Raw genomic sequence first — 26,954 nt, 5'->3', positions numbered from 1 at the left:
AATCCTTACCCAAGCAATGATTAGTGGGTACTTTTTCTTTCCTACGTTAACACAGGAACTAACTAATGGCCTTATTAGGATTCCCCATCTCCATTATCAAAAAATGAATCAAATCCCCCATCAAAATCCTCTGTTGCCTCTTCAAACATTTCCTCAATATCAAAACCTTCCATCATCTCAGTAAATAGCATCGTCCCTAAAACCCCCACTGCCAATCCACCAACCATTCCAGGTATAGCATTAAATTGGGAAGCGCGAACATTATGCTGGTTTACGGAATAAGAGAAGGGCTGTGTAAAAGCATAAGGCTGATCAATAGCTTCCGTTATATATTTTCCTAGTAGTTTTTCAAGTCCGGCTTCATGTTCAAGAACATTTTGATTTAAATGAAACTCACGTTTTGCTTCAATTTCCTTGTAGCCGCTTTTACAGTCAACTTCCATCCAGACCCGGATACCTGATTCTTCATTGGCAAAACGCATTTCAACTTCATTTACTTGTCCCATGAATTGTTGAGTGGGGAAAAAAGCAAATTCCTGTCCATATTGGTCGAGTTTACCCGAGTCGGCTGTCTCGCGAAAACCTAATTGAGCCATTGAATTAAAAATGGCTTGAATAGAATTCTGGGGTTGGATGACTAGCCGGTCTACATCTTTGCGGTCAACCCCACCCTCAATATCAAGATGTGTATCCAGATAGTATGAGACAGTTCCCCTTGAAATAGGTATATTCGTAGGCAGGACGTAATGAAAAGGAATGACCTTACGTTCTTTGGGGTGAATACAATCTCGATTAACTAATGGTATATGGGCAACTTCCTTAGAAACGCTTCCTTGTTTTAATACCACATTCATCATAAGCCGGACAGTCAATTGATTAATGTTCTGTTCCACCTCACCACCTTGAATGACAACCTCCCCTTGAATGCTTTCTCCCGCTTGATAATTACGATTACCACATTGTAAATCTACAGTTGCGGCTCCTTTTCCTAAACTTGCTAAAATCTTTTTGAACATGCTTCCTCTTCCCTTCGAAATTATCTCAAACCGTCTTAAGAATATGTAAATAAAAAGTCGCGTAATAAGAAATGACAAGAAATCTATTCGCATTTAAGGAAATTTCTAAATTACCCCTATAGTAATACGTCGAAATATGAAAATAGTTTCAAATGAATTTACTGCAGTAGGTGATTTTCATATGATAAAAGGAGTGAGTATAACACCCCTTAAATGCATGCGCTTACATTTAATTCCGCATTGACACTTCTCTTTTTGTCAACAGTTCCGTTCATAATAAAAACGAAAGGCAACACTAAGATTTAAATAATTTCAGTTCATTTAAATCTTACTGGGCAAAGTAATAGTCCTTGCTAATATATATAGTAATAATAGACTTCACTTACAACTAAATAGATGCAAGAACCATTACAATTTCTGGATTATGGATTGTAACTCATCTTGAAGGTTTCCTTTCGAAAAAGCAGAGTGCAGAATTTCATGAACAGTATTTAAGGAAATTTGTAGTTTTTCTTCACCTATTCTAGTTAAACGTGTGTAAATACCTCGTCGATCATCTTCGCATATTTGCCTTTGTAAAACGCCGCAGCTTTTTGCTTCCAGTCTGACTACCAGCCTAGATATAGCACTTTGACTTAATCCTACCATCTCTTGTAATTGTTGTAGCCTCAATTGTTTTTCGCTTGTTTTGGATAAAAAGTATAGAACGTAAAACTCTTTTAACGAAAGGTTATGATTTTTTTGCAAAGCACTTTCCAGCTCATTCGTAATGCTCATTTGAATATTAGTAAGAGATAGCCAATTATCTAAATACTTCTTTTCTTGGTTGTTTTTCATGCACATTCCACCCTGTTCTATCCTTTATATTAAAATTGATAATCTTCATTCAATTAAATTGTTCTAATTCATTAAAAATTAATTTTCCAAAGCCGAAATTTAATGATTTAACTTTTTGAAAAGTACGTGCCATATTGGCGGTTTCCATGTTGTTAAATTGTTCTCTTCATTTTAGACGAGTTTCTTCTTTTTGTCTAAGTTTGAATTATTCCATAAAAAAAACAGTCAAAATGACTGCTCCTTTTTTCATGAATTCAGTGTAACTGAACAGGATCCAATTTCATTTCCACCCCAGTTTAGTGAAAGCTTGTCTTGGTCTGAAAGAGGTCCTACACCACTTGGAGTACCTGTAAAAATAATATCTCCTTTCCCAAGTCCAAAATGCTCTTCTGTAAATTCTATAATCGTTTGCAAATCAAATAGTAAGTCTTTAATATTTCCGACTTGTACACGCTCTCCATTCTTTAACAAGGAAAAATCTAATTGTTCACATGCTTCGACACCTGGAAATGGAATGAAATCACTAACAACTGCTGAATTTTTGAAACCTTTAGCCAAAAGCCAAGGGTGCTGTTTCTGTTTTAACTGTGATTGAACATCTCTAAGTGTTAAATCCAACCCAATTGCCATCGCATCAACCATTTCATCTACTTTCATTCCTGGTTCGTACTGCTTTGCGATATGTATGACAAGTTCAGTTTCAAAATGAACGGAACCCTGATTACCCGGCAAAGTAATTGACTGACCTTTTGCTTCAACAAGTGAATGAGTTGGTTTTGAAAATAAAAAAGGGGACGTTGGGATTTCATTATTCAACTCTTTTGCATGCAAGGCATAGTTTCGACCTACACAATAAATATTTTTAATGTCTTTCCTCATAAAACTCACTCTTTTCTTTTTAGAAATTAAAATTAATGAATGGCTCTATTCGTAAAGATTGTTGTTTTTAAAACAAAACGATTTAAGGTTGATTGGAGCGCAAGTGCGAGACTCCTGCGGGAGCAGCGGGACAGGTGAGACCCCACAGGCGTTTTAGCCGAGGATGTTCACCGCCCGCCCCGCGGAAAGCGAGCATCTGGAGGGGAAATCAACCACACCGCTTTACTTGGTAAATAGCAACAAAATATGAGAAAACAGCCTAATGAATAGTAAAAGGTAACTATTAAGAAATGATTGCCACTTTCCCTAGTCATGACAATCGTCGTTTAATAGTCAGCCAGATTAATAATCACAAATTCAAATAAGAAAAAATCCTCAGATTTAAGTATATTTTATATTTTTCTGACTCTTTATACAACCGTTATACCTGTTAAAAGAAAATCCATTTCGATAACATAATTTCATGTCCGTACAATATGTAAAAATAATCATAACGGATTAGAAGAATAGCTATAAAGAAATTTTTCACATTCTTTGGTGGAACATGCCAGATTTATTGCGTTCTCTTCTTTTGCCTTTATAAAGTGTTTCCTAGTTCGACTGCATAATTCGTGCGAGTTCTTTTTCTAAAACAGCGGGCTCGTTTGCGTAATTGTAAATACCTAAAAACTTCTCTATAGCCTCTGGATGGGAACTGATCAGCTTGTTGACAGCTTCCTGTTGTTCAGATATGCGTTCATTCTTCGAAATTTGGCATCCCATGTGAAACCGAACCATAAACTCATCTTCTATTGCCTTTTGATATTCTTTAGACATTTGATTTGATGTATTGGATTGCCCCTTATATTTTAATAGAATATTGGATAATATACGTGCTCCACATATAGCATCATGGATCCCCTGCGCCATGCCAGGATCTTTAAAACAAACCGCATCACCAACCAACGCCCATCCTTTTCCCATTCCCTTATACCAATAATTATCATATCCCAGTATACCTTTGACAGGTTCAGCGATTTCAGCATCTTTCAAGCGAGCTCCAATTGTTGTATTAGGAAAGTTATCTGTCAAGAGATTGCGCAGACAGCTTTCCGGATTTAATTTCAGCCGTTCTATCAATTCCTTATTTTCTAATGAGAAAATGCCGACAATAACATATAAATCATCATTCGTCGGAAAGAGAATGGCTGTGTTATCTTTTCTATTGTATACTTCAAATTTAGGGACATCATCGTGGCGAAATCCAGAAAAATACCCAAAATAGATGCCGACTGTTGCCGGAATACTTGTTTTGAGTTCACTTTTTACCAGCTTGCGAATAATTGAGGATCGGCCGTCTGCCCCGACTACCAGGCGAGCTAAAAATTCTTGCTTCTTGTTGTTTCCGTCTAAACCTTTCACGCCTATTACTGTTTCGTCATCACGGATGACATCCGTCACACGAAATCCTTCTAAAACGGTAACATTCATTTGAGATTTGGCTTGTTCAAGTAGGATATGATCGAGATAAGTTCTCCTAATGCAATAACAACTGTCCTCACCGTAAACCACAGGGATGAGTCCTTCTATCACTGTATCCTCAAATTGAAATTTAATATCCCGTACCGGTGGGGCATTTGTTTCCAGTAACTTGTCCATTACACCTATTTCCCGAAGAAGAGCGACAGTATTATTGAAAAAGGTATGGGTTGATAATGTGTCCCTTGGAAAAGTCGATCGGTCAACTAACAACACATGGAAACCTGCCTTAGCAAGATAAATTGCCAGAGCAGAGCCGGCACATCCAGCACCGGTAATGATGACGTCATACATCTTATTCATCGTATCACTCCTTTTTCAAGTACCATGATTGACTTGCTTATCCATTAGCAGAGCTTGATAAAAATATACTACATACATAAAATATGGAAGTTAAAACTAAAAAAGTACAGAGAATTCCAAAGTCGACCCCGTCTATGTGAAGAATCGAATTTTTTACTTCATCTTATAGAACTCCCTCATTTAATTCAGGATTTCATCCCACTGGGTAAAGGAATTACAAAGGCATCTCATCTACCACACTATCAAAACAGAAAAGCATTGGTATATCGTTTGCATCTTTAAACCATCAAGTGTTAAAAGCAGACTTTTTCGTTAATATTCTTCCAAATCGGTTTCAAATAAAGTGTACTAAAGAGTGCTACTTCTAGAATTACATAGTATGTATTAATCAGGGGGAATTTTAAAAAGCCAGAATACAAAAGCAACAATAATGAATAGCCGCACATAATAAAAAAACATAGTTCTTTATTAGAGATGTCCTTGATTGGTAAGAATAAATCCATTTATTTTGACAAAAAAAAGAGCCAACAAGTTGTTGACTCTTTGATTTAAAAAGTAGAAGCTAAATCTTTTGATCGTGCTATAGCATTTTCTTTTATTTCTTGTGCTTTATCAGGCATTGCTGCATGTCCTTCAACGAATACACCTTCAAAGGAAGGCACTCCGAAGAATTGCATGATGATTTTTAGATACCGGTGACCCATTTCCATTTCAGCAGCTGGCCCTTCTGAATAAATACCACCACGAGCTTGAATATGCAAGGCTTTCTTATCAGTTAAAAGACCAACTGGGCCTTGATCGGTGTATTTAAATGATTTACCTGCAACAGCTACAGAATCTATATATGCTTTCATTACTGGCGGGAATGAAAAATTCCATAAAGGTGTTACAAATATATATTTATCGGCAGCTATAAATTGCTCACATAACTCTGAGAGTCGACTAACTTTTGCTTTCTCATCCGCCGAAAGTTCTTCAAAGCCCTTTCCAGATTGAAGTTTCCCCCAACCACTGAAAACATCTACATCAATTTCAGGAATATTTTCTTTATAAAGGTCAATATTCACTATTTCATGGCTAGGATTTACTTCTTTGTAAGTGTCAATAAATGCTTTTCCAACAGCCATACTGTAAGATTGTTTATCATCATGAGGATGAGCTGTGATGTACAATACCTTAGTCATTTTGTATCTTTCCTTTCTTTTTACATATTTGAACATTCTAGTTTGTCTTGGAAATTCAACATTTATACATTTACTCTAACTAAAATAACTTTAATTGATATGTATAAAATTATTCGTTACCCGCCCATAAAACGCAGATTTAAGGAAGGTATAAATCTTCTTTCAAGTTTTGAGAAAAAATGCGAATTTGGGATATGATATAACAAGACAAACCTGTTATTTTTAGGAGGCTTTAGAAAATGACGAATGCAATAAAATTTGATCTGCACACTCACCATGAACGATGTGGACATGCTATCGGCACAATTGAGGATTATGTAAAACAAGCCATTGAATACGGCTTGCAATATATTGGGATTTCTGATCATTCTCCATATTTCTATAGTGAGGACGACCATCTCTACCCAACTATCGCAATGGCAAAAAGTGAACTTGTCCCTTATATTGAGGAAGTTCTTCGCTTAAAAGAAACATATGAAGGTAAAATTCACGTGTTATTAGGAATGGAAAGTGATTTCTTCCCTGATCACATTGAAGTCTACCGTGATCAATTTCTTTTACACCCTTTTGACTACATAATTGGATCTGTTCATTATGTTCAAGACATTAGCATTTTTAAAAAAGGGCGTTGGAATGGTTTAACTTCTAAAGAACAGTCAAAATTAAAGAATGAATACTATGAATTAATACAGAAATCTGCAAAAAGCGGAGTGTTTCAAATCTTAGGCCATATTGATGCAATGAAAGGGTTTTATCCTGCCTTTTCATCCATTGAAACAGACAGTATTGAAAAAACGTTAAAAATCATTAGTCAAGAAGATATCGCCATTGAGATTAATACCTCTGGTAAAACAAAAGAGTGTGGTGGGTGGTATCCAGCAGATGACATTTTAGAAAGAGCTCTTTTCTATAATGTGAAGGTAACATTTGGATCAGATTCGCATACACCTGAACGTATTGGCGATGAATTTGAACAAGTAAAAAAAAGACTAAAGGAAATCGGCTTTTCTGAGTGGGCTTACTTTGTTAACAAGCAAAGGATTCTCACTCCACTTTAACCTTCCAGTCAATAGGGTTAGAACTTGTCCAATCGCTTGAGTATCCATTAACAATGTGTATCGTAGGGATGGTTTTTTCAACCCTTTTGCTGCTAAGAAGGGCGATGCAAAAAAAATTCGTGTCCAGGTATCGGTTATGATCCTGCTTCGAATCTCATTACACCCCTCATCTGATCAAAGAATCGGTACCAATCTTTTTTATGAACATAAAATAATCATTAAGCATTCTGTAAAAAAAATTTTAGCACGGTTGCTTACAAGTTCTTACCCGTTCATTTCAACTAATCCCAGTCATCATCTTATTTTTTAGCATAAAATCAAAATATTTAGGGAAATTAATAACTTACCATTCGTTAATCTTATAAAAAGGAGTTGATTTGGGTATGATTGATAACCCATTGCATAAAGAGAATGACGAAAACTCTGTAGAGTCAGTTGAAGGTAAGGATGTTTTTAACTCTTCAATAGGGAGATCCGAAGCCCCTCCAATAACACCGTCAAAAGATCCTGAATTCGATCTTTTTGGCACAGTATTAAACGGGTATCCGTTTTAATTAAACTTCCTTTTTTAATTTACCTTCAGAACCTTGTGAATGGTATTAGAGCATTAGATTTCAAACCTACATTATAATTACCTATATAATAAAGAAGAGCACATATTAGTCACGTATAATATGTGCTTTACTTTTTTATAATTCAAGCGCCCTTTTCTGGATTTATGCTAGTGTACCTAATAATAATAATTCATTTGCCTCTTCGGTTAGTCTATCTCACCTGGTTCTTCACCTGGAATTAACACTTCTCCAATTTTATCGATTGAGTCAAAAGCTGTATTAACCAGTAAGGACCTTGTTATTGGCATATCAAAATCAATATCTTTTTTAGCCTTGAGCCTTATGGTGGCTAATGTATTTTTACCCTCTAATGTTTGTTGAGATCCTTTATGGGAAAATGCCGCCATAATCCGTTGCTCAGTATTCCCTATACCTGCAAGTATAGAGTAATTTAACATATCCTTAGTTACATTGGTTGGTTGAACAATACTTGAATCACATGTACCATCTGCTTGACATTCCTTGACCAATTCATACTTATTCGGATCTAACTTCAGCTCTAAATTAAAGGCATTGATATCCTTTAATCCCACTCCAATTATTTCGACTAAAAATTCTTCTCCTGCCTTTAACTGTTGTTTATTAGGTCTAATATCTAGTAAACCAGCAATTGGCCTACCAGTTGGTATAAGTGGTGTTTTCCCTAGTTGTCCTGCTACATACATTAAATCATAAGCATCTATTACCCCATTGTAATTAATATCAACCTTTGATACTTGATCCCATGCTGTATCTGTTGTATCAACACCCATGTAGCTAGCAAAGAATAGTAAATCTTCATCATCAAGTGCACCATTTGGTATATTTTCACCTACAACCGTTCCTACTGTTTTATCTTTTTTATATGGTCTAAATTCTTGAGCGGAACCAAATTTTCCGACAGCATCAGTAATTGTCAACTTGATGTATCTAGCTGTCACGTTATTGTCAAAGGAAATGGCTTTAATATCTTTATTTCTTTCGAATGTTCCATTAGTGACAATACTTTTATACGTTATACCATCTAAACTGACATCTAAATTATATTTTAAGATAGTTCCATTTCCAGCATCAGGTCTAGGAAGATACTCTAACTTATCTAATTGGTATGCTAACTTCATATCAATTTCATAGGTATGAGGCAATACATTCCCATCAGACCATTCAGTATGCCATAAAGTATTATCGTCACCATCTACAGCTTTAGACCCTTCGCTGCCCGGTTGTTCACTACTTGCTTTTGCTGTCATATTCTTAGGTACGTTTCGATACCGATCAAGCTTTGTTCTAGCCTTAACTTCATCACTCCAATTTGATACTCCCTTTGAATTTGCTGCCCTTACTCTGTAAGAATATTCTGTATCAGCTGTTAATCCTGAATGAATATAGAAAGGTACTTGTTCACTATCGGTTGCCTTAAACACATTTGTATAGATTACACCATTAATCAATAGATCATAAGTATTCTTACCATCAACTTCATCCCAATTTAATTTGATACTTTTATCCGTAATATTTTCATCTTTTGCTCCCAGGCCTGTCGGAACATTTGGTACTGCTTCATCCACTACATCCTTAACTTGGGTATTATTGAAACCATCTACCATCAATTTAATAGTATTAGCTGAAACATTGGTTTTCCCAACCTTAACATAGAGTTTAGGTGATGTAGTTATCTTCGTTTTTTCAAATTCTGAACCCTTTGTGGAATATTTATTAAAGGTTGGATTCTCATTAAAGAAATACACATTATCAGAACTTTTGTATTCTTCTTCAGTTATGACTTTTCTTAATACAACATCTTTACCTCCAACTTTAACAGATACTTTCTTTGGATTTTTACGTGTATTTACAATGAATTCTGTACCTCTATTCCTAACTATGCCAGTATATCCTTTTCCTTTTGCCTTCCCAACAGTTATAACAACCCTTTCACCTTTAACATCTGAGATGATATTGGTTCTAGTGTTTTTATCCTTTTTATATTCATTAGTTTTCCCATCATCTTCATATAATGTAAATTTTGATTTTCCAGATGGGTATACGTCAAATATTCTATTATCAGAGCCATCCAATTGATTAATAGAATTGTTTTCAGGAGACATAGGAATAATAGCACCTGCCTTAACAAATACAGGGGTCTTCCATAATGGAGCACTAAAATTATTGATGACTGAACCACCCTTGTACTGATCACCTGTAAAATAATCGATCCAAGTTTGTTTCTCATCAGGAAGATAAATTCCGTTTCTTACACCGGCTGTATGATCATTTTCATTATATACTGGTGCCACTAATAAATTTGGTCCCCACATATATTGATATTGTGTTTCTGTACCATACGTATATGGATCATTAGGATATTCTAACATCATCCCTCTAATCATAGGCATTGATTTTGATGTTGATTCTTCTGCAATCGTATATATATACGGCATCATTTGCGCTTTCAATTTTAGATACATTCTATTAATGGAAGCATATGGTTCTCCATAATTCCAAGGATTTTTCGATTTACTATAATCGTCACCTGAAGATGCCCATCCATCCATATCTATTTGAATAGGAGTGAATGCCTTCCATTGGTAATCTCGTGTCTGGATGACTTTATCTCCCCCAAATATACCATCCATATCTGAACCTACATTTGGATTTCCTGATAAGCCTGCTCCAATGTAAGTTGGGATATGCATTCTTATATATTCCCAATCTCCGCCATATTGGTCACCAGACCATAATGATGCATAACGTTGCGTACCTGCCCATCCATCAAGAGAAATTACGAAAGGACGTGCTCCTTGAGAGTTTTCAGCTTTTTGTATTCCTTCGGCCGCTTGACGTGTTGCATTTAAAGCCATAGAATATCCTTGTCCAACCCATGCAACATCAGTCTTTATTGCTCTTACACCAGCTTGAACTTCTCCGTCAAGGTCTCTGCGTAAAGGACTATCCTCTGGCAAACTAGGATCTGGATATAGATTACTTTGTGTCCATAAGCCTACCTCAACATCTTTCGCATTAGCTTCTTCGACAAAACTCTTTAGATTGTCTATTCCGCCATAACCGCAACCATACCCATCATTTGGTAAAAACCAACCTATAGGCATATCATTATTGCCATATTCATTTAGATTATTTAGTCCATTATTTAATAGTGTTCTTTGGTCCTTATGACCATTATGAGTTCCATTAAAACAATCCGCCTTCCCTAAATAAAACCCATATTTCGGCATAAGAGCAGCTTTACCGGTTAATTCAGTATATTCACCAATGATTTTTGGAATCGAATCTTGTACAAAATAATAAGCATCAAATCTTTTTTCATTATGAGAAAAGCTGGCTGTCTTAGAAAAATTATAAACTCCTGGCTTAAACGTATTACGCATCACACCATATCCTTCAGTACTTAAATAAAATGGAACTGGACTAGAAGCAGCACCTGCATCCCAACCACCACCAATCGCAATATTTATTGAAGTGTTTCTATGCGAATAGTATCCATTTTGTTGTCCGCCACCATAAAAATATTCATTATCTTTCGTTGCAAGAGTTTGTAATGTTTTTTCATCATTATATTTAAGCGGCTCTTTTTCACTCCATAGAACTTTAGATTTAGTTTTATCATATAAGCTCATCTTAGAAGTTGCTATTTCAATTTTTAACTCTACAGATTTTGTAGAAATCTTATAAAAATTTGCATCGCTTTTATTAACCTTAATATTTATTTTTCCGTATTCTTTATTGTAATCGCTCACATTTTTGTCAATTATCCTTGTGACGTGATCAGATTTATTCGGAGTCGGATATTCTGGAAAGTCTCCTGCTGGGTCCAAGTGCAATCTAAATAAGTTATCCTTAAGGAAACTTATTTTTATTTTTTCACCTGTTGAAAAATCAAGATATACATCATTTCCGTCTTTTATGATTTTCGTTACTTTTCCAATTTTCTTAAACGTTTCATTAGCTACAGTCGAACTATTTACGCTATTATCGCCCGAGGCCTTACCAGTTAAAGGAACTATTATTAACCCTATAATGACTATTAAAAACAAGCTTGCAATTTTTTTACAATTATTAGCATTCTTCATTTTTCTTTTCAACAAAATATACCTCCCTTACAAATATTAATTATTCTCTTATGTTTTGCTTTTTACGACTAACTGCTAAACCTTCAAAGTCAGGTTCGGTCATGGTCCATTTCCTTTGAAAAACTAGAAACCAACAAAAAAGGTATTACCTCACGAACATTATAATAATAGTATCTTATTAATATTTACCATAATGGTAGTCATTGCTTGTGAAGTCTCCCACCCTCCCATTAAAATCTCGCAGTAATATCTTCTTCCGGTTAAACCGCAGCATATTATTTAATAGCATCTTCTTCATTTCAACCTCTTCTATACCTCTCTACACCATCAACAGCTGTGGCTTGAACATCTAACTTCTCATTCAGGACAACGTAATCAGCTATTTTCCCGCTTGATATGCTACCTAACTTCTTATCTTTTCCTATGCTTGCTGCTGGTGATAATGAAGCACTGTGCCATATTTTGTACAGCGGCTCACTGCTCCAACTTTTTAAATTTTTCACTCCATCTATTAGTTTCAAAGTGCTGCCAGCCAATGATCCTGTTTCTGTGCGAGCCATGCCATCTTTCATTACAGCAATGAATTCACCTAGTTGATATTCTCCATCAGGCATTAACCCTGCGCGCATACAGTCCGTAATTAGTACAAGCTTGTCCCCTTTAACACGTAATGCCAATGTTGCAATGTCTGGATGTACATGAAAACCATCACAAATTAATTCAGCAAATGTGTTAGGATTCATTAATGCCGCACCTACCGCACCTGGGTTACGATGATGTAATCCTGACATGCCATTAAATAAATGGACAAAGGTTTGGGCACCCGCATTAATAGCCCTCTTACAGCAATCATGACTTGCGGCCGTATGTGCTATGCAGACAAATACACCTTCTTTACTAACATTACTAATAAACTCTAATGTGTTGTCTCGTTCAGGAGCCAGGGCAATTTTTACAATACTTCCTTCTGAAAGCCTCTTATATTCTTGAAATTCCTCATAATCTGGATCCCGAAAATAAATAGAATTTTGTGCCCCTTTATGTTGTTCAGAAAAATAGGGGCCTTCCAAAAAAATACCTTCTGATTGTGCACCAGGCAGTCCTTGTCTGACCGCTTCCGTTATCGCTACAATAGCTTGATTCAAATCTCTTTTAGACGATGTCAATGTTGTTGGTAAGAAACGCGTAACACCAAGTTGTAAAATTGCTTTCGAGATTTCATGAACTGCTTCCGTCGTTCCGTCCATGATGTCATAACCTTTAATTCCATGAATATGAGTGTCAAATAAACCCGGCGCAATTATATATCCGCTCCAATCGACCACATCGGAATATGAAGGAACCGTTTCTGAAAATCCACCAAATAATCCATTACTTACTTGCAAATATCCACCTAGCTTTTCTTCATTCTCCATTAAATATCGTTCTGCTTTGATATAATATTTCACTTTGTATCCGCTTCCTTTTTTACATTTATATTCCAGCTGCATCTTCTTCTATTTGTTTCTGTATTTTTTTAAATTCCATTATATTTTCTTTACCATCTTTTAACATTTTTTCAACAAATGCTTCGAGGCTGAGTTCTCGGTGAAATAGTCCGCTCAACAACATAGGTAAGTTTGTTCCAGCTATTACTCGAATATTATCTTTACATGACGCAATTGTAGAGCACACATTAAATGGAGTTCCACCCGCCAAGTCTGTAAAACATACAACTCCTGCTCCTGTTTCTACATTGTCAATAGCTTTTGAGACAGCTTGCTCTAATATTGATACATCTTCTTCAAACGGAATAACCTCTACTTGCTTTACTTCTCCAGCAATTAACTGAACCGACTCCAACATTCCAGTTGGAAAATAACCATGTCCTGTTAGCACAATTCCAATCATATATTTCATCCTCTCTTTTCAATAGTTTGTGTTAAGATATTAAAATTATAAAATATTAAAGTAAGATCCTATTAAGCCGACTACAATAGTTAGGCCAATCAACATTAAAGGAGAACGCCCCTTTTTAAGTAACCAGTACATTAGTAACGTATATAATAACGGCAGCATCGCTGGCATGATCATATCTAATACATCTGATTGGATATTTAATTTTGCGTCTCCAGATTTCCAAACATAATCAACTTTAAATGCTACATAAGTGGCAATTAATCCTCCAACTACTGTCAAACCTACAATTGAAGCAGCACGGGAAACGAATTTTGTACCATCCTTTAATTTCACAATTGCTTTAACACCTGTTTTATATCCATAGTTCATTAATCCGAACCGGACACCAAAGTGAATAATATTAAATGAGATTAAAAATACGATTGGTCCAAGGGGGTTCCCCTCTACCGCTAATGAAGCACCAATACCCGCTGTAATCGGTAGTAAAGTAAGGTAAAACAATGCATCCCCTATACCACCAAGTGGACCCATCATAGCAACACGAATGCCACGAATAGCCTCTCTATCTTCTTTCTTTTGTTCCATTGCTAAAATCACACCCATAATAAATGTTACTAAAAACGGATGTGTATTAAAGAATTCCATATGGTCTTTCATTGATTTACTTAAATCTTTTTTATTTTTATGAATATGCCTTAGACCTGGTAAAATGGAGTAAAGCCATCCAGCCGACTGCATACGTTCGTAGTTGAAAGATGCTTGTAATAGTAAAGAGCGCCATACTAAGTTTCGTAATTGCTTTTGCTGTAAATCCTGAGCTTCAGTTACATCTTCATAATTATTAGATGCCATCGGTGATTTCCTCCTCACTAGGCTGAAATTTATCTGGACCTTGTTTTTCTTTGTTTTGGTAAAAGTCATACAATGCGATTGCCAAACCAATTAATGCAATTGCCAGAATTGGCATTTTTAAATAAGCTGCTGCGACAAACCCTATAATAAAGAACATGATATATTCGACTTTCATCATAATTTTCAATAACATTGCAAATCCAATTGCTGGCATAATCCCTCCAGCAATGGACAATCCGCCAATAATCCATTGTGGCACTGTTTCAACAAATCCTGATGCTTTTTCTGCTCCAAAGTAAATGGGTAAAAACGCAATAACTGCATAGAATGTAAACAGAATTAACAAGCCTAAATAGTTTATCCGTTCAATACCTTTATAATTTGCTTCTAGTGCATATTGATCGGCTTTGTGCATCATTGGTGCAAATACTGTGAAAAATAAGGTAATTAACCCTTGAACAGCTACAGCAAACGGAATGGCCACCCCAACTGCAACTTTTGGGTCCTGACCAGCAATAATACCAAAAGCTGTCCCAATTACTCCTCCAATAACAACGTTCGGCGGTTGTGCACCAGCAAGTGGCACCATCCCCATCCAAATTAACTCCAAAGTTCCTCCAACTATCAAACCAGTCTGAACATCCCCTAAAATTAAACCAACTACAAGCCCCGTAACTACCGGACGGTGAATATGGGTTAATCCATTAAATAGATCGACACCGATAATCCCTGCCCATAAAGCAATTAATAATGCTTCAAATAACATAGGTTATCCCCCCAATGAATTTACGTTCGTCCATTATTTTTTTAAAATAAATCTAATATATTTAGTCCCTTTTCGCTTGGCACTCCTCTTAAATCTAACTTCACACCTAATTCTCCCAGACGTTTAAAAGCAGCGATATCTTTTTCATCAACAGATACAGTAGATGAAATCTGCTTTTTCCCTTCTTCATAATGCATATTTCCAATATTCAACTGATCAATTGGCACTCCGCCTTCCTTTAGCGCCAAAGCATCGTGCACATCTTTAACAACTAAGAATATTTTTTGATGAGGAGAGGCTTTATGAATGACGTCAATCGTTTTTTGTAATGAAAAAAAGCGTGATTGAATAACATCAGGCAATACCATATCCATTAAATTTTGTTGAATTTCATCTGTGGATACCTTGTCATTCGCAACGACAATTAAGTTTGCCCCCAAATGGTTGACCCATGTAACCCCCACTTGACCATGTATTAAACGATTATCGATTCTGGTTAATAAAATATTAGGAGCTGACATTAAGATTCTTCCTCTCATAAATGGAATTTTTTTTCGACATTTTAAGTTTATCTGGAGAAAACCGATTTGCCTTGACTTTTTCTTAGCTAGTGCTTGAAGGAAATAATATAAAACCGCGCAATGTGAAAATCACTTTGAAAATGTATATGTCCTCATAATCTCTTTGTATAAGTAACCCGTGACATAAATAATTCATTTAAAATTGATTTCGGACCATTACGAAAGCCTAGTGATGAATCATGAATCGTGACAACTTGACCTGCATATAGTACAAGCATCTTCAATGCTGCTTCGTATGTAAGCTGCCCTAGTATATGCCCAATCCTAAATAATACGATCAAAGGCAAAGTCAAAATTGCCTCAATACTGCCTGTTATAGAATCGACTAAAAGCCCAGCATTACAAAAAATTATCCTTATCTTCTGAAAGCGTTTCCACAGAAACTAAAGAAAAGTCAGCCAATGAAAAAGAAATGCTGGGTGTTGCAGACACCGGATTTTGTTGAGGTTGGTTTTTAACTGATTAAGGAATGGCAGCCAGACCATTCACAATTTTGTATGAATGAATTTCTTTCTCATCAAAATTATCTTCTATAATCCCTGAGCACACGCAGTGTCAATCATTTCCTCGAGTAACTCAGGGATTTCACGGTAAGCCCACCTGGCAGCTTCCACTTCGTCAATCAACATGCAGGCGACAGGGTTTGATTAGGGCATTGGACCTTACCACTCAATCAATTGAGTGAAAACCGCTTGATTCATTAATTATTGAACCAGTGATGAATCACTTTTTCCACATCTAATTCCTGTCTTCATTAAACGTCACGATGCTTAAATCGAATTATTATTGTACTTTCTCGAACCAGGAACTGGCTGTCTCTTTTAATACTACATTCAGTTCTTCAATATTTCTTTTACCCGTATCTTGTAACCAGGCACGTCCTGCTTGTTCTCCCCTTTTAGCAAATGATGCCACACCATCTTTCCAGGTTGCCCGGCCGCATAACACACCGTTAAAGGTAGAACCGGATTTTTTGGCAAATTTCAATGTTTCTTGGAAAAGTTTTGCACTTACCCCTGCACTTAAGAAGATAAACGGCAGTTCTGTTGCTTCACTCTGTTCATTGAAAAGAAAGGCAGCTTCTTCTTTGCTGTAAACAATTTCGCCTTCTGCATAACCTTCCACAAAGTTCATATCTACCGGAACTTCAACTTTCAACACATCAACTTGATATTGAGGTTTGGAGAACTCCTTCATGGCCCTTATCACTTTATTCGGTTTCACTTTTGCGTACTCTTTACTTTTCACATCATTAATTCCAGCATCATAAGTAACAATTTCCAAGAAAAATGGAAGATCTTCAGAAGCACACTCGGATCCAACACGTTCCATATAGACATGCTTATAGTTATTGATTTTCTCTTCTTCATCTACATCATAATAAAGTAAGAATTTGATAGCATCAGCACCGGACTCCTTTAAACGTTTTACTGAATATTCCGGTAATAAATCAGGCAACCGGCCCACTTCTGACGCATCGTAACCGGTTTTTTCATAGGCCACTAATAAACCTGCGTTCTTATCACGGACCTTTGCTGCCGGCAGACCATATTCTGGGTCCAAAAGAATAGCGGTTGCAAACGGTGTTAATTCCTTAGAAACCAATTCTTTAAAACGGATGATACCTTCGTCTACCACTTGATTTGCTTCGCCAGACGCAATCATTTTTTTCAATGAGCCACGTTGATCGATGGCTAATGCTCCAATCACGCCATTTTCATCCGATAAACGTTTAAGAGCTTCTAACTTATTTTTGGTGAAATCTAACATTTGCATTCTCCTATCAATCTATTTTTTCAACTTTTACTAAATCAAAGTACTGTTTAAATTTGTTTAAATTAATAAAACCGGTTACGGCTTCCATTGTATTTAACATTCCTGTGGTCATAGCCGTTTTCAGTACAGACTCCACCGTTTGATTTCGGTTCAATGCCACAGCTAACCCAGCAATGGTCGCATCTCCGGAACCTACAGGATTGACCACATCTATTTTTGGAATCGTAACCTGATAATAATCGTCCCCATGCCTGACAAAGGCACCTTTATCACCCATGGACACAACAATCCACTCAATACCCTTAAAAATGTCACGGTTTAATGTTTGTTTCAAATCGATGATTCCAGCTTCAGCTTCGAAGCCAAACAGCTGAGACAATTCCGCAGTATTAGGCTTGATGGCAAATGGTTTTTTCTCATGTTTCAAGACTTGTTTTAAAGCTTCCCCTGACGTATCAACAACCACGGGCTTTCCCTTATTAGAACAGATTTCAACCATTTTAAGGTAAAAGTGAGTTGGTAACCCTTTCGGTAAACTTCCTGAAATCGTAACAAGTGAAGCAGTTGTAAGCAGACATTCGAATTTTTCTAAAAAAGCTGTCCCTTCTTCTTTGGATAACGTCGGTCCAGATTCTAATATCTCTGTTTGCTTTCCCTCATGAAGAATGGCAATACAATTTCGTGATTCTTTTTTGATTCTCAAAAAGTCATTGGGAATATTGCTTTCATTTAATTCCTGAACAATGTATTCACCAATCGTTCCGCCTAACACACCTGTCGACAAGACCTCTTCTTCCATTTGTGCAATCACTCGGGCAACATTCAAGCCCTTTCCACCAGCCGTTTTTCGTACCGTTTCCACCCGGTTGACAACATCAATCTTGAATCGATCAACCGGATAAGAAATATCGACCGATGGATTCATTGTTACAGCTAAAATCATCGTAATCACTCTTTCTAGTTGTTGTTTAGGCTTAATAACAACAAACACATTTCATATAAGTCGGATTAAATCAAGCTCAGGATTAAACACATTAAAGTCTGCAATTTTCCCACATTCGTTAAGCAAGTGGTTTCTGCAGCAGTGGCATTACATCATGGCTGATCATCAGGTCTTAATAAATATCGAATTCTCCATCTTTATTTTCCAGACAAACAGGGGCTACCATCTATTCCTCAAGTTATCTGCAAAAATAAAAGTTGACATGCGTCTTTCCCCTTATTCTAAATACCACTTAAGCGTTCAAGTACTTTCTATTTACTCATATTCGTATACGGTTACGCCCTTCACTACACGGTTAACCGTTCCTGTCGGTGAAGGCGTATCCGGTGTATTACCGACTTTTACGGAAGCTAGGAGTGAAACAGTTTGCCCTATCATGACAAAAGGTAATGCCAGGTAAACATCCGGTATGGACTGAGCATCTCTGCTAAATAAAAACGTGTTCCCAACAAACCTGGTTGTGCCATCGACTTCGATGGCACAAATGTAGTTGGCAATGTTATCTCGCTGCAATTCATTTAACATATCCAAATCATATTGACGTGTATAAGGGTGATTAGAAACAAAAACAAAAACCAACGTTTTTTCATTGACAAATGATTTAGGCCCGTGCCGGAAACCCAATGGCGAATCAAATGCTGTAACAATTTTACCCGCTGTTAGCTCTAATACTTTTAACTGCGACTCTCTCGCTAAGCCTTCTAAACTTCCTGAGCCCAGATAAATGATCCGGTCAAAATCACGATCGATGATTTTTTGGATATCCTCTTCTCTACGAATAACACTTTCACCCATTTGGCAAATCGTTTGGACAATTGACCCTTTTTTCTCCAATGGCAGCGGATCAAAAACAAGTAATGTTGTTAGCGTCATGCATGAGTAGCTGCCGGTCATGGCAAATCCTTGATCATTGGCTCTTTCGGGCATCAATAACAAAAGATTGTGTTCATCACCTTTTGCCCTTTTCGCCAACTCGCCATCATTAGCACAAGTAATCGTTAACTGGTAGAAGTTCGTTACGATTCGTTCAGCTAATTCAACTGCTGCAACACTTTCAGGGCTATTGCCGCTTCGAGCAAATGAAACCAACAAGGTTGGAAGATTTGCTTTTAAGAATTCATAGGGGTTTGACACCAAATCGGTAGTCGGAACACTCAGCAATTCCCACTTTTTTTCATCCACTTTTCCTTTCAAATAAGGTGTGACCGTATCACCGACATAGGCAGATGTTCCAGCACCTGTAAAAATGACACGTATTCGTTCGTGTTGCTCAGCCAGTTTTTGCAAAAAGACTTGAATCTCTACGTGTTTCTTTGTATACAATAAATAGGTCTCATCCCATAAAACGGGTTGTTGCTTGATTTCCTCTGTAGTAATCGATGCACCTAACGAAACTAATTTTTCTTTATCAAGTGTAAACATCTCCAACACTTCTCCTTTTTTATAATTTCTCGAATACTCGCAACCCTGCACCAACTACGCCATTATCCTGCTTCAATGTGCTGATGCTCATTTGGTCTAAAATGTGTTGTTGTTCAGGTAATTGGTAGCTTTTTAGCTTTTCTTTCATTAATTTAAGCAGAAAAGGATTGTTTACGATGACACTGCCTCCGAAAACGATTTTATGTGGATCCAATAAACAGGAAATCGTATAAAGTCCTTGAGCTAAGTTGTCAGTCACTTCTTCAATGATTGGTAGATATTCACAGTCCCCATTTGCATAGCCTGCAAGGACTTCTTTAGTGGAAATTTTCGCCACTTGCAATTCCTTTTCTGCCAACTTTTCAATGGCAGGTCCAGCAGCCACTTTTTCTAATCGCTTATTTCCCTTCTTGTATGCCTTCGAAAATACCGGTATCAACCCAAGTTCCCCGGCGAATCCGGCCCCTCTGAAAAATGAACCATTTTGAATGATGGAACAGGAGATTCCAGTACTAATAGTCACATAGACAAATGCCTCATTCCGCTTTACCTGAGCTGCCTTCCACTCGGCAAATGCCGCCATATAGACATCATTATCAATACTTATCTGGTCGAGTCCGAATTGCTCCCGTAAACGAGCAGTGATGGGGAACTGTTTCCACGGTAAATTGTTTTGAAAAATGGCAATGCCATTTTCACAATCCACTTTACCTGGTACACCCACACCAATGCCCTCAATGTCAACTAAGGAAAATGATGATTTTTCTAGTACTTTTTCCACTGCTTCTAAAACTCTGGCAAACATTTTTTCCCGATCTGAAGGATCACTTTTTACATCCACGCGCTTTAGCAATTCTCCCGATTCCGTAATGATACCAGCTGCAATTTTTGTCCCTCCAATGTCAATGCCGATTGCCCTTTTCATTTTCCTGCACCTCTTATTCCTATCCATCTTCTACTTTTTGAATAGTGATTCTCAACACTTCAACTTTTTCCCACTTCCGCAAATAGTCAATTCTTTCAGATTCTCATATCCACTTACATGATCGGGTTGTTGGTACAAGTTTTGTTTAATAAAAACTCATAGCTAAAATACTATGAGTTTGTTAAAACGTAAATTCAAAATAAATGTGTTTACAATAAGTGTGCCTGCCAAAAACTGGACACACAATCTATCCTTATTTATTTTACACCACCGCTACTTATTGGGTCAACCCAACAAGTAGCAATATACTACAATTAATTTAGATTTAGGTAAAAGTTAGCCTTATTGAATCTTGTATATTTTTCTATTTATTTTCCGCCTGTTACTGCAATTCCTTCAATAAATTGTTTTTGCAAGAAGATAAATAAAATCAGCATTGGCAGTATCGCTAAAAAGGAGCCTGCCATAAGTATAGGATAGTTTGTTAAATATTGACCTTGGAGTGATGACAATCCGACAGAAAGTGTCATTGCTTCTGGAGAACTATTTACGATCATTGGCCACATCAATTCATTCCAGCTCCAAAGAGTAGTAAAAATACCCAAAGCAATCAAACCAGGTTTGGCGAGTGGCAACATTATTTTCCAGTAAATTTGGAAATGGTTACAGCCATCAAGCCTGGCTGCCTCTTCTAGTTCTTTTGGAAGCCCCATAAAGAATTGCCTTAGCAGGAACGTACCAAATGCACTAAACAGACCTGGGACTATTACCGCCTGTAATGTATTTAACCAGCCAAGTTCTACCATAATCATATATTGCGGGAGTAAAAACACTTGCCCTGGTACCATTAATACCGATAAAGCCAACATAAACAGAATATTCCTGCCAGGAAATTCAATCCGGGCAAATGCATAGGCGGCTAACGAACATAAAAATAGCTGGCCTGCTGTCCGGACAATTGTAATTATAAAGGTATTGAACATAAATTTGAAAAAAGGCAAAAGTCCAAAAACCTCTATATAGTTCCCCCATTGGAAATCCTTCGGAATTATTACAGGCGGAACATGAATAGACTCAGCATAAGTTTTTAATGAGGTTAAGATCATCCATAAAAAAGGCATGACCATTGCCACTGCTCCTACAATAAGGGCGAGATGGATAAGGAATGTCTTACTTGTAACAAACTGTCTTGTTCTTTCCAATGGTTCTCCCTCCTTTAGTCATAATGGACCCATTTTTTCTGTAAGACCATTTGGATTGCAGTGATAATCAGGATAACGATTAATAATAGAACAGCGATTGCTGCTGCATAACCCTTATCGTTTAAAACGAAAGCGTGCTGATAGAATAAATAAACAACAGATTGTGTGCTTTCCAAGGCTGTACTACTTTTTCCAATCATCATGAAAATCAAATCAAACACCTGAAAAGCTCCAATTAGAGAAGTGATGCTTACAAAGAAAATAACTGGAGAGAGCAGTGGCAGTGTGATTTTAAAGAACACACTGATTGGGCCTGCTCCATCCATTTCCGCTGCTTCATAATACGACTTTGGAATTCCTTGTAGTCCGGAAAGGAAAATGACCATGTTATAACCAATTCCACTCCAGATTGCTACCACAATAATAGAATACAAGGCAATTTTCGGATCACTTACCCACTGTGGACCCTTGATCCCAAATAAAGATAAAAGATAGTTTAGTAGTCCATAATCAGAATTATAAAGCCATTTCCAAACCATTGCGATGGCAGCAGGCATAGTAATTACGGGTAAGAAATATAATGTGCGATAAACAGAAGTCCCTTTAATTTTCTGGTTTAGGAGTACCGCTATTAGAATAGAGAAGAAAATCCCAACTGGGACTGTTATAATAATATAAATCCCCGTATTCTTAAAAGATTTAATAAGGTTAGTGTCCTCAAGCATCCGTTTATAGTTATCTATCCCCGTCCACTCATATTGTCCAAATGCTCCCCATTCGGTGAAACTAAAGTAAAAGGTCTGAATGATAGGCCACAGGTAAAAAATGAACAAACCTAACATGGTAGGAGCAATCATGAGATAAGCCCAAAAGAAGTCTGAACTTTTCCTTGTCTTCGGTAAGTTAGAAACCTTAAGTTTTGTATTCGTTTTGACTTCAACCTGTAAAGGATGATCCTTCACTGCATTCACTCCTTTTAAGGAAAGAAGAGAAGAATCATCTTCTCTTCTTCATTTTTTCTATTTCTTGGATAGCGCCTCATTTGCCTTTTCTGTTAACTCTTTTACAGCGTCCTCTACACTTTCTTCTTCGCTCCAAACCTTTTTAAGAACGTCCGTTTCATACTGCCAAATTTCTCCTGTTCTTTTCACACTAGGCAGTGGAACAGAATAATCGACACCATCAATAAAGGCTTGAAGATTTATATTTGGAACGGCTTGTACCCAAGCATCTTGTGTATCATTATAAGCTGGAATAACCGTTCCTGTTTTTGCAAATATTTCTGCTGCTTCTTTAGAGCCTAGGAACTGGACAAACTTCCATGAAGCATCTTTATGCTTTGTGTTAGCCGCAATTACATTGGCTAGCCCATGAATAGCAACCGCGCGCTGTTTTCCTTTTGGTACTACAGCAACATCTATATCAGGATTATTCTTATACTCCTGTACCATCCAAGGACCATCAAACATCATCGCTACTTTTCCTGAAGAGAATAATTCAGAAGCGGCTGTTTCTGTCATTTGAGCTTGTGTTGGAGATAATCCCTCCTTAATGAAACTAATATTATAATTAAGTGCATCAATGGACTCCGGTTGATCAAAACCTACGGATTTGCCATCGTCTGAAATAATATAGCCGCCATTTTGCCAAATGAAATCATAATAGCCACCTTGGTTACCCATTAATGCAGCATAGCCCCAAATACCTTTCTCTTTATCTGTCAGTTTTTTAGCGACTTCCTTTAACTTATTCCAATCCCAAGTGTCATCTGGATATGGCACACCTGCTTCATCAAAGATTTTTTTGTTATACCATAAACCTGTTGTATCAAAGTCTTTTGGAATACCAAATATTTCTCCTTTAACTGTATAAAGTTCAATCAAAGATTTCGGATAATTATCTAAGCTAAGGTTTTCTTTTTTTGCAAGGTCAGTAAGTGGGAGGATTACCTTTCCTTCTGCATATTGGTCAACATGGGCACCATTCATCCACATAACATCTGGCAGCGCCGCGCCAGTTGCAGCAGTTTCAAGTTTTTGGAAATACTGACCGTAAGGAGTGATCTCCGTTTTCACTTTAATGTTCGGATATTTTTCGTTAAATAATTTGATAACTTCATCTATGGCAGTGACTTGCTTCTTATCCCAAAATCCATAAGTAATTTCAACCTTTCCGTCGCCTGATGCAGTATCATCATTACTACATCCGGCTAATCCTATTAATCCTAAAATCGCGGTTATAAGCATTATTAGCCATTTTTTCATCATGTTACCTTCTTTCAAATAAAGTTAAGTAAGTACTCCTAAAACATGAATGGTTTTATGACAAATCCCCCATGATAACCCTTACATTTATTTCATCCTTTAAAACTTTTTCACTGCATAACTGAGAAATACGTACGAATGCGATTTGTATAGGGCTTACCACCTCCACTAAATAAAATAGGCTCGGAAATTAAAAACAGGATGTGAACAAATTTTCTTTATTTGAATCTAAACTCCAAAGAAAATGGTAGATGGTACATCTCTCTTAATATAGGGAAACTACTTACCTATTGGTTTTTCTTTTAAACTATTATAATAATCGTCAATATTAATGGATTGCCCCTGTTTTAACCTTGACTCTTCAGCAGCAAATGCCATTAGGTGACTTCTTACTGAAGCAAGTGCCGAAGAAACACTATCTTGTTCATTTCCATATTGAATTTCTCTCAAGAAAGTTCTAATGATGCTGTTATCCCCACCACCATGTCCACCAATGGGATTGTCAAATTTTATTACCGTTTCATGTTTGGTGAGAAAATTAAAAATCGAAATACTATTTTCCTCCATATTCCCACGTATTTCTCCTTTTGTTCCCATTATTTGAACAATACGAGTTTGCTCCCTTGTGAACCCGCACATACTAAACGTTGCTGTTGCTCCACCCTCGAATTCCATATTTACAACTTGATGATCCACCACATTATTATCTGAACGATATACGCATTTACCAAATGGAGTTTCATTCAATGCTTTTATTATTCCTTCATTTGTATAGTCTTCTGTAAATTTCCTTGCCCATCCTTTTCCTTCACCAAGATAATACCTTCCAGCATGAAATGGACATTCATGTTCAACAGGACAGCCATCTAAGCATCTCTGCGGCGCTCCAATTGGTGCATGATCTTCCTTAAAATGCATAAGCGAACCATATGAACTAATGCGTTTACATTCCTTGTCTATCACAAAAGAAATAATATCCATATCATGACATGACTTTTGCAGAATCATTGGACTTGTTCTTTCTTTATTATTCCAATTACCACGTACAAAGCTATGCGACATATGCATCACTTCTACATTTTCATTTAATTGCAGAGATACTACCTCTCCAATTTCCCCTGAGGAAATAACCTTTTTAATTGTTGCCCAAAATTCTGTATACCTTAATACATGGCATATTGTAAGATTTCGTTTATACTTTTCGGCGGCTTGTTCCATCGCTATGCATTCCATTGGATCTGGAGACATAGGCTTTTCCAACAGAACATGATAACCCAGTTCCAATGCTTTCATGGTCGGTTTAAAGTGATGGCGATCAAGTGTACATATTATAGCTATATCTGCAATTTTTCTTCCTGGATTGAATGCATCTTCCCACGAGTCATAACAATTTTCATTGGAAATATTATGTTCTTGTTGAAATTTAATCCTTCTTTCTTTATTCGGCTCAGCCACACCTGTGATCTTTAATTCATTAGGATAATCAATGGCATAAGGAGCATAAGCTCTTACCCCCCTGTCACCTGCTCCGATTATTATTGCTGTCATTTGTTTCATGGTATAATCTCCCATCTCCCGTTTTTCCAATCATTTTCCTGATTCAATCCAAACGTTTTCCTACAAATTTTAAAAAAAGAACCGCTTAGGTTCGTTTTATGTTAGATGATTCCCGAAATACTAATTCAAATGGCAAAATGATTTTTATCGGAAGTGTAATCTTCCCTTCTACCATTTCCATAATAGTTTTAGCTGCAATTCTTCCCATTTCATATTTAGGGATTTCTACCGTCGAAAGCTGTGGAGACGAATATTTACCCATTTCAATATTATCAACCCCAAAAAAGGCGATATCCTCTGGAATTCTAAGTTTATTTTCTCTGACAGCTCTCATGGCAGGTATGGCCATCAAGTCACTCGCACAAACCATTGCTGTTGGTAAATGCAATGGATCTCTTTTAATCAAAGTTTTCATTTTCTCATAACTATTTTCCATTTTCCACTGTGTATTCATGACCCATTCAGGTTGGATGGCTAGCCCGGCTTCTTCCATCTCATTTTGAAAACCTTTAAAACGATGTTCGGTATACAAATCTTCAAAAGTTTCATTAACACCCCCGCCAATAAAACCTATTTCCCGGTGACCTTGCTTAACTAAATACTGAACCACCATTCTAATGGATTCCTGGCGATCGTAGTCTACAATCGCTATATTTTTATCTGTATAAAAAAAGTCCAATCCTACTATAGGTATATTTTGTTGAATGTATTCGATAATGCTGTCATTAATCTTATCGATAAGAAGCAGTCCTTCAATCCCCGAATCATGTATAGTCTTAAGAAGTAACGCCTCGTTTTCAAGTTCATCCCTGGTTATACTAATCAAGTTGTAATCATTATCTGTCAATACATCACGAATACCTGTATAAATATTTGCAAAGTAAGGGTTAATTTCCGCTTGTTTTGGATTGGCCACCCATCCAATTTTCATTGTTCTTATGTTATTCTTCCCTTGCTTGCTAGCAACCAAATTTCGAGCATGCTGATTTGGTTTATACCCTAACTCCTTAACAGCTTCCCAAATTTTAGCTTTTGTTTCCTGGTTTACATTTCGAGTCTGATCATTTTGAATTACTCTCGAAACAGTAGAAATAGAGACACCTACATGTTCAGCAATATCCTTTAATCTTATCACGAATAAAACACCTCTTAATTATGTACTTAAGCGCTTTCTTATAAAGAATAGCAAAAATCTTTATCCTTTATAAGGAAAACCTTGAATATTTATAAT

General features: G+C 36.7%; 22 protein-coding genes. 2 read left to right on the top strand and 20 right to left on the bottom strand.

What is annotated here, in order from left to right:
• Positions 1–74: 74 nt before the first annotated feature.
• The 5 genes from ACQKFG_RS07440 to ACQKFG_RS07420 form a co-directional block, all read right to left on the bottom strand.
• Entirely contained in the window at positions 75–1,016 is a 942-nt protein-coding gene (locus ACQKFG_RS07440; protein WP_427557487.1) for a sporulation protein, read from the bottom strand.
• Between the two features lie 408 nt (positions 1,017–1,424).
• Complete coding sequence (locus tag ACQKFG_RS07435) at positions 1,425–1,853, bottom strand: MarR family winged helix-turn-helix transcriptional regulator (RefSeq protein WP_427557485.1); 429 nt, start codon at positions 1,851–1,853, stop codon at positions 1,425–1,427.
• Between the two features lie 246 nt (positions 1,854–2,099).
• Positions 2,100–2,732, bottom strand: coding sequence for a fumarylacetoacetate hydrolase family protein (locus tag ACQKFG_RS07430; RefSeq protein ID WP_427557482.1), 633 nt, complete (start codon positions 2,730–2,732; stop codon positions 2,100–2,102).
• A gap of 591 nt (positions 2,733–3,323) precedes the next feature.
• Positions 3,324–4,553 carry an NAD(P)/FAD-dependent oxidoreductase gene (locus ACQKFG_RS07425; protein WP_427557479.1) on the bottom strand — a complete coding sequence of 410 codons (1,230 nt, stop codon included), beginning with the start codon at positions 4,551–4,553 and terminating at the stop codon, positions 3,324–3,326.
• Positions 4,554–5,101: 548 nt separating this feature from the next.
• A complete protein-coding gene (locus tag ACQKFG_RS07420) occupies positions 5,102–5,737 on the bottom strand; it encodes an FMN-dependent NADH-azoreductase (RefSeq protein ID WP_192205219.1) in 636 nt (211 codons plus the stop codon).
• Positions 5,738–5,976: 239 nt separating this feature from the next.
• On the opposite strand from ACQKFG_RS07420, the gene ACQKFG_RS07415 reads away from it, so the two are divergent.
• Both ACQKFG_RS07415 and ACQKFG_RS07410 read left to right on the top strand, forming a co-directional pair.
• Positions 5,977–6,795 (top strand): histidinol-phosphatase, encoded by an 819-nt coding sequence (locus tag ACQKFG_RS07415; protein ID WP_427557476.1) that lies wholly within the window; start codon positions 5,977–5,979, stop codon positions 6,793–6,795.
• A gap of 383 nt (positions 6,796–7,178) precedes the next feature.
• Positions 7,179–7,349 carry a hypothetical protein gene (locus ACQKFG_RS07410; RefSeq protein WP_192205221.1) on the top strand — a complete coding sequence of 57 codons (171 nt, stop codon included), beginning with the start codon at positions 7,179–7,181 and terminating at the stop codon, positions 7,347–7,349.
• 206 nt (positions 7,350–7,555) lie between these two features.
• On the opposite strand, the gene ACQKFG_RS07405 is transcribed toward ACQKFG_RS07410, so the two are convergent.
• From ACQKFG_RS07405 to ACQKFG_RS07335, 15 genes are all read right to left on the bottom strand, one after another.
• Positions 7,556–11,488, bottom strand: a complete 3,933-nt coding sequence (locus tag ACQKFG_RS07405; protein ID WP_427557473.1) for a TIM-barrel domain-containing protein — start codon at positions 11,486–11,488, stop codon at positions 7,556–7,558.
• Positions 11,489–11,775: 287 nt separating this feature from the next.
• A complete protein-coding gene (nagA, locus tag ACQKFG_RS07400; protein ID WP_427557471.1) occupies positions 11,776–12,924 on the bottom strand; it encodes an N-acetylglucosamine-6-phosphate deacetylase in 1,149 nt (382 codons plus the stop codon).
• A 25-nt stretch (positions 12,925–12,949) separates the two neighbouring features.
• A complete protein-coding gene (locus ACQKFG_RS07395) occupies positions 12,950–13,366 on the bottom strand; it encodes a PTS sugar transporter subunit IIA (RefSeq protein WP_349728170.1) in 417 nt (138 codons plus the stop codon).
• A gap of 45 nt (positions 13,367–13,411) precedes the next feature.
• On the bottom strand, positions 13,412–14,227 hold the full coding sequence (locus tag ACQKFG_RS07390) for a PTS system mannose/fructose/sorbose family transporter subunit IID (protein ID WP_349728169.1): 816 nt from the start codon (positions 14,225–14,227) through the stop codon (positions 13,412–13,414).
• A complete protein-coding gene (gene agaW, locus ACQKFG_RS07385; protein WP_241590302.1) occupies positions 14,217–14,993 on the bottom strand; it encodes a PTS N-acetylgalactosamine transporter subunit IIC in 777 nt (258 codons plus the stop codon). The genes ACQKFG_RS07390 and agaW overlap by 11 nt, the downstream gene beginning before the upstream one ends.
• A gap of 41 nt (positions 14,994–15,034) precedes the next feature.
• A complete protein-coding gene (gene agaV / locus ACQKFG_RS07380; protein WP_349728168.1) occupies positions 15,035–15,514 on the bottom strand; it encodes a PTS N-acetylgalactosamine transporter subunit IIB in 480 nt (159 codons plus the stop codon).
• A gap of 843 nt (positions 15,515–16,357) precedes the next feature.
• A complete protein-coding gene (gene lacD, locus ACQKFG_RS07375) occupies positions 16,358–17,344 on the bottom strand; it encodes a tagatose-bisphosphate aldolase (protein ID WP_349728164.1) in 987 nt (328 codons plus the stop codon).
• 13 nt (positions 17,345–17,357) lie between these two features.
• On the bottom strand, positions 17,358–18,293 hold the full coding sequence (lacC, locus tag ACQKFG_RS07370; RefSeq protein ID WP_349728162.1) for a tagatose-6-phosphate kinase: 936 nt from the start codon (positions 18,291–18,293) through the stop codon (positions 17,358–17,360).
• 315 nt (positions 18,294–18,608) lie between these two features.
• Positions 18,609–19,775 carry an SIS domain-containing protein gene (locus ACQKFG_RS07365; RefSeq protein ID WP_427557465.1) on the bottom strand — a complete coding sequence of 389 codons (1,167 nt, stop codon included), beginning with the start codon at positions 19,773–19,775 and terminating at the stop codon, positions 18,609–18,611.
• A gap of 19 nt (positions 19,776–19,794) precedes the next feature.
• The gene (locus ACQKFG_RS07360; RefSeq protein WP_349728160.1) at positions 19,795–20,700 is read right to left on the bottom strand and encodes an ROK family protein; all 906 of its coding nucleotides are present in this window, start codon (positions 20,698–20,700) and stop codon (positions 19,795–19,797) included.
• A 368-nt stretch (positions 20,701–21,068) separates the two neighbouring features.
• Positions 21,069–21,827 carry a carbohydrate ABC transporter permease gene (locus ACQKFG_RS07355; protein ID WP_349728158.1) on the bottom strand — a complete coding sequence of 253 codons (759 nt, stop codon included), beginning with the start codon at positions 21,825–21,827 and terminating at the stop codon, positions 21,069–21,071.
• A gap of 89 nt (positions 21,828–21,916) precedes the next feature.
• A complete protein-coding gene (locus ACQKFG_RS07350) occupies positions 21,917–22,864 on the bottom strand; it encodes a sugar ABC transporter permease (protein ID WP_349728157.1) in 948 nt (315 codons plus the stop codon).
• A gap of 57 nt (positions 22,865–22,921) precedes the next feature.
• Positions 22,922–24,166 (bottom strand): ABC transporter substrate-binding protein, encoded by a 1,245-nt coding sequence (locus ACQKFG_RS07345; RefSeq protein WP_427557461.1) that lies wholly within the window; start codon positions 24,164–24,166, stop codon positions 22,922–22,924.
• Between the two features lie 279 nt (positions 24,167–24,445).
• Positions 24,446–25,723 carry a Gfo/Idh/MocA family protein gene (locus ACQKFG_RS07340; protein WP_427557458.1) on the bottom strand — a complete coding sequence of 426 codons (1,278 nt, stop codon included), beginning with the start codon at positions 25,721–25,723 and terminating at the stop codon, positions 24,446–24,448.
• An 85-nt stretch (positions 25,724–25,808) separates the two neighbouring features.
• Complete coding sequence (locus tag ACQKFG_RS07335; RefSeq protein WP_427557455.1) at positions 25,809–26,858, bottom strand: LacI family DNA-binding transcriptional regulator; 1,050 nt, start codon at positions 26,856–26,858, stop codon at positions 25,809–25,811.
• Positions 26,859–26,954: the final 96 nt, after the last annotated feature.

It is taken from the genome of Peribacillus sp. NPDC076916 (assembly GCF_050269675.1).
GTDB lineage: Bacteria > Bacillota > Bacilli > Bacillales > DSM-1321 > Peribacillus > Peribacillus aracenensis.
Note: the sequence above shows the minus strand (reverse complement) of the source record. Positions and strands in the feature narration are given on the sequence as shown.

Excerpts from the sequence above, each read along its gene's own strand:
- ACQKFG_RS07420 (WP_192205219.1), bottom strand. The coding sequence starts at position 5,737 with ATGACTAAGGTATTGTACATCACAGCTCATCCTCATGATGATAAACAA.
- lacD (WP_349728164.1), bottom strand. The coding sequence starts at position 17,344 with ATGTTAGATTTCACCAAAAATAAGTTAGAAGCTCTTAAACGTTTATCG.
- ACQKFG_RS07390 (WP_349728169.1), bottom strand. The coding sequence starts at position 14,227 with ATGGCATCTAATAATTATGAAGATGTAACTGAAGCTCAGGATTTACAG.
- ACQKFG_RS07340 (WP_427557458.1), bottom strand. The coding sequence starts at position 25,723 with ATGAAACAAATGACAGCAATAATAATCGGAGCAGGTGACAGGGGGGTA.
- ACQKFG_RS07395 (WP_349728170.1), bottom strand. The coding sequence starts at position 13,366 with ATGATTGGAATTGTGCTAACAGGACATGGTTATTTTCCAACTGGAATG.
- ACQKFG_RS07415 (WP_427557476.1), top strand. The coding sequence starts at position 5,977 with ATGACGAATGCAATAAAATTTGATCTGCACACTCACCATGAACGATGT.
- agaV (WP_349728168.1), bottom strand. The coding sequence starts at position 15,514 with ATGTCAGCTCCTAATATTTTATTAACCAGAATCGATAATCGTTTAATA.
- ACQKFG_RS07355 (WP_349728158.1), bottom strand. The coding sequence starts at position 21,827 with ATGGTCATGCCTTTTTTATGGATGATCTTAACCTCATTAAAAACTTAT.
- ACQKFG_RS07430 (WP_427557482.1), bottom strand. The coding sequence starts at position 2,732 with ATGAGGAAAGACATTAAAAATATTTATTGTGTAGGTCGAAACTATGCC.
- ACQKFG_RS07440 (WP_427557487.1), bottom strand. The coding sequence starts at position 1,016 with ATGTTCAAAAAGATTTTAGCAAGTTTAGGAAAAGGAGCCGCAACTGTA.
- ACQKFG_RS07365 (WP_427557465.1), bottom strand. The coding sequence starts at position 19,775 with ATGTTTACACTTGATAAAGAAAAATTAGTTTCGTTAGGTGCATCGATT.
- ACQKFG_RS07345 (WP_427557461.1), bottom strand. The coding sequence starts at position 24,166 with ATGAAAAAATGGCTAATAATGCTTATAACCGCGATTTTAGGATTAATA.
- agaW (WP_241590302.1), bottom strand. The coding sequence starts at position 14,993 with ATGTTATTTGAAGCATTATTAATTGCTTTATGGGCAGGGATTATCGGT.
- ACQKFG_RS07425 (WP_427557479.1), bottom strand. The coding sequence starts at position 4,553 with ATGAATAAGATGTATGACGTCATCATTACCGGTGCTGGATGTGCCGGC.
- lacC (WP_349728162.1), bottom strand. The coding sequence starts at position 18,293 with ATGATTTTAGCTGTAACAATGAATCCATCGGTCGATATTTCTTATCCG.
- ACQKFG_RS07360 (WP_349728160.1), bottom strand. The coding sequence starts at position 20,700 with ATGAAAAGGGCAATCGGCATTGACATTGGAGGGACAAAAATTGCAGCT.
- ACQKFG_RS07410 (WP_192205221.1), top strand. The coding sequence starts at position 7,179 with ATGATTGATAACCCATTGCATAAAGAGAATGACGAAAACTCTGTAGAG.
- ACQKFG_RS07435 (WP_427557485.1), bottom strand. The coding sequence starts at position 1,853 with ATGAAAAACAACCAAGAAAAGAAGTATTTAGATAATTGGCTATCTCTT.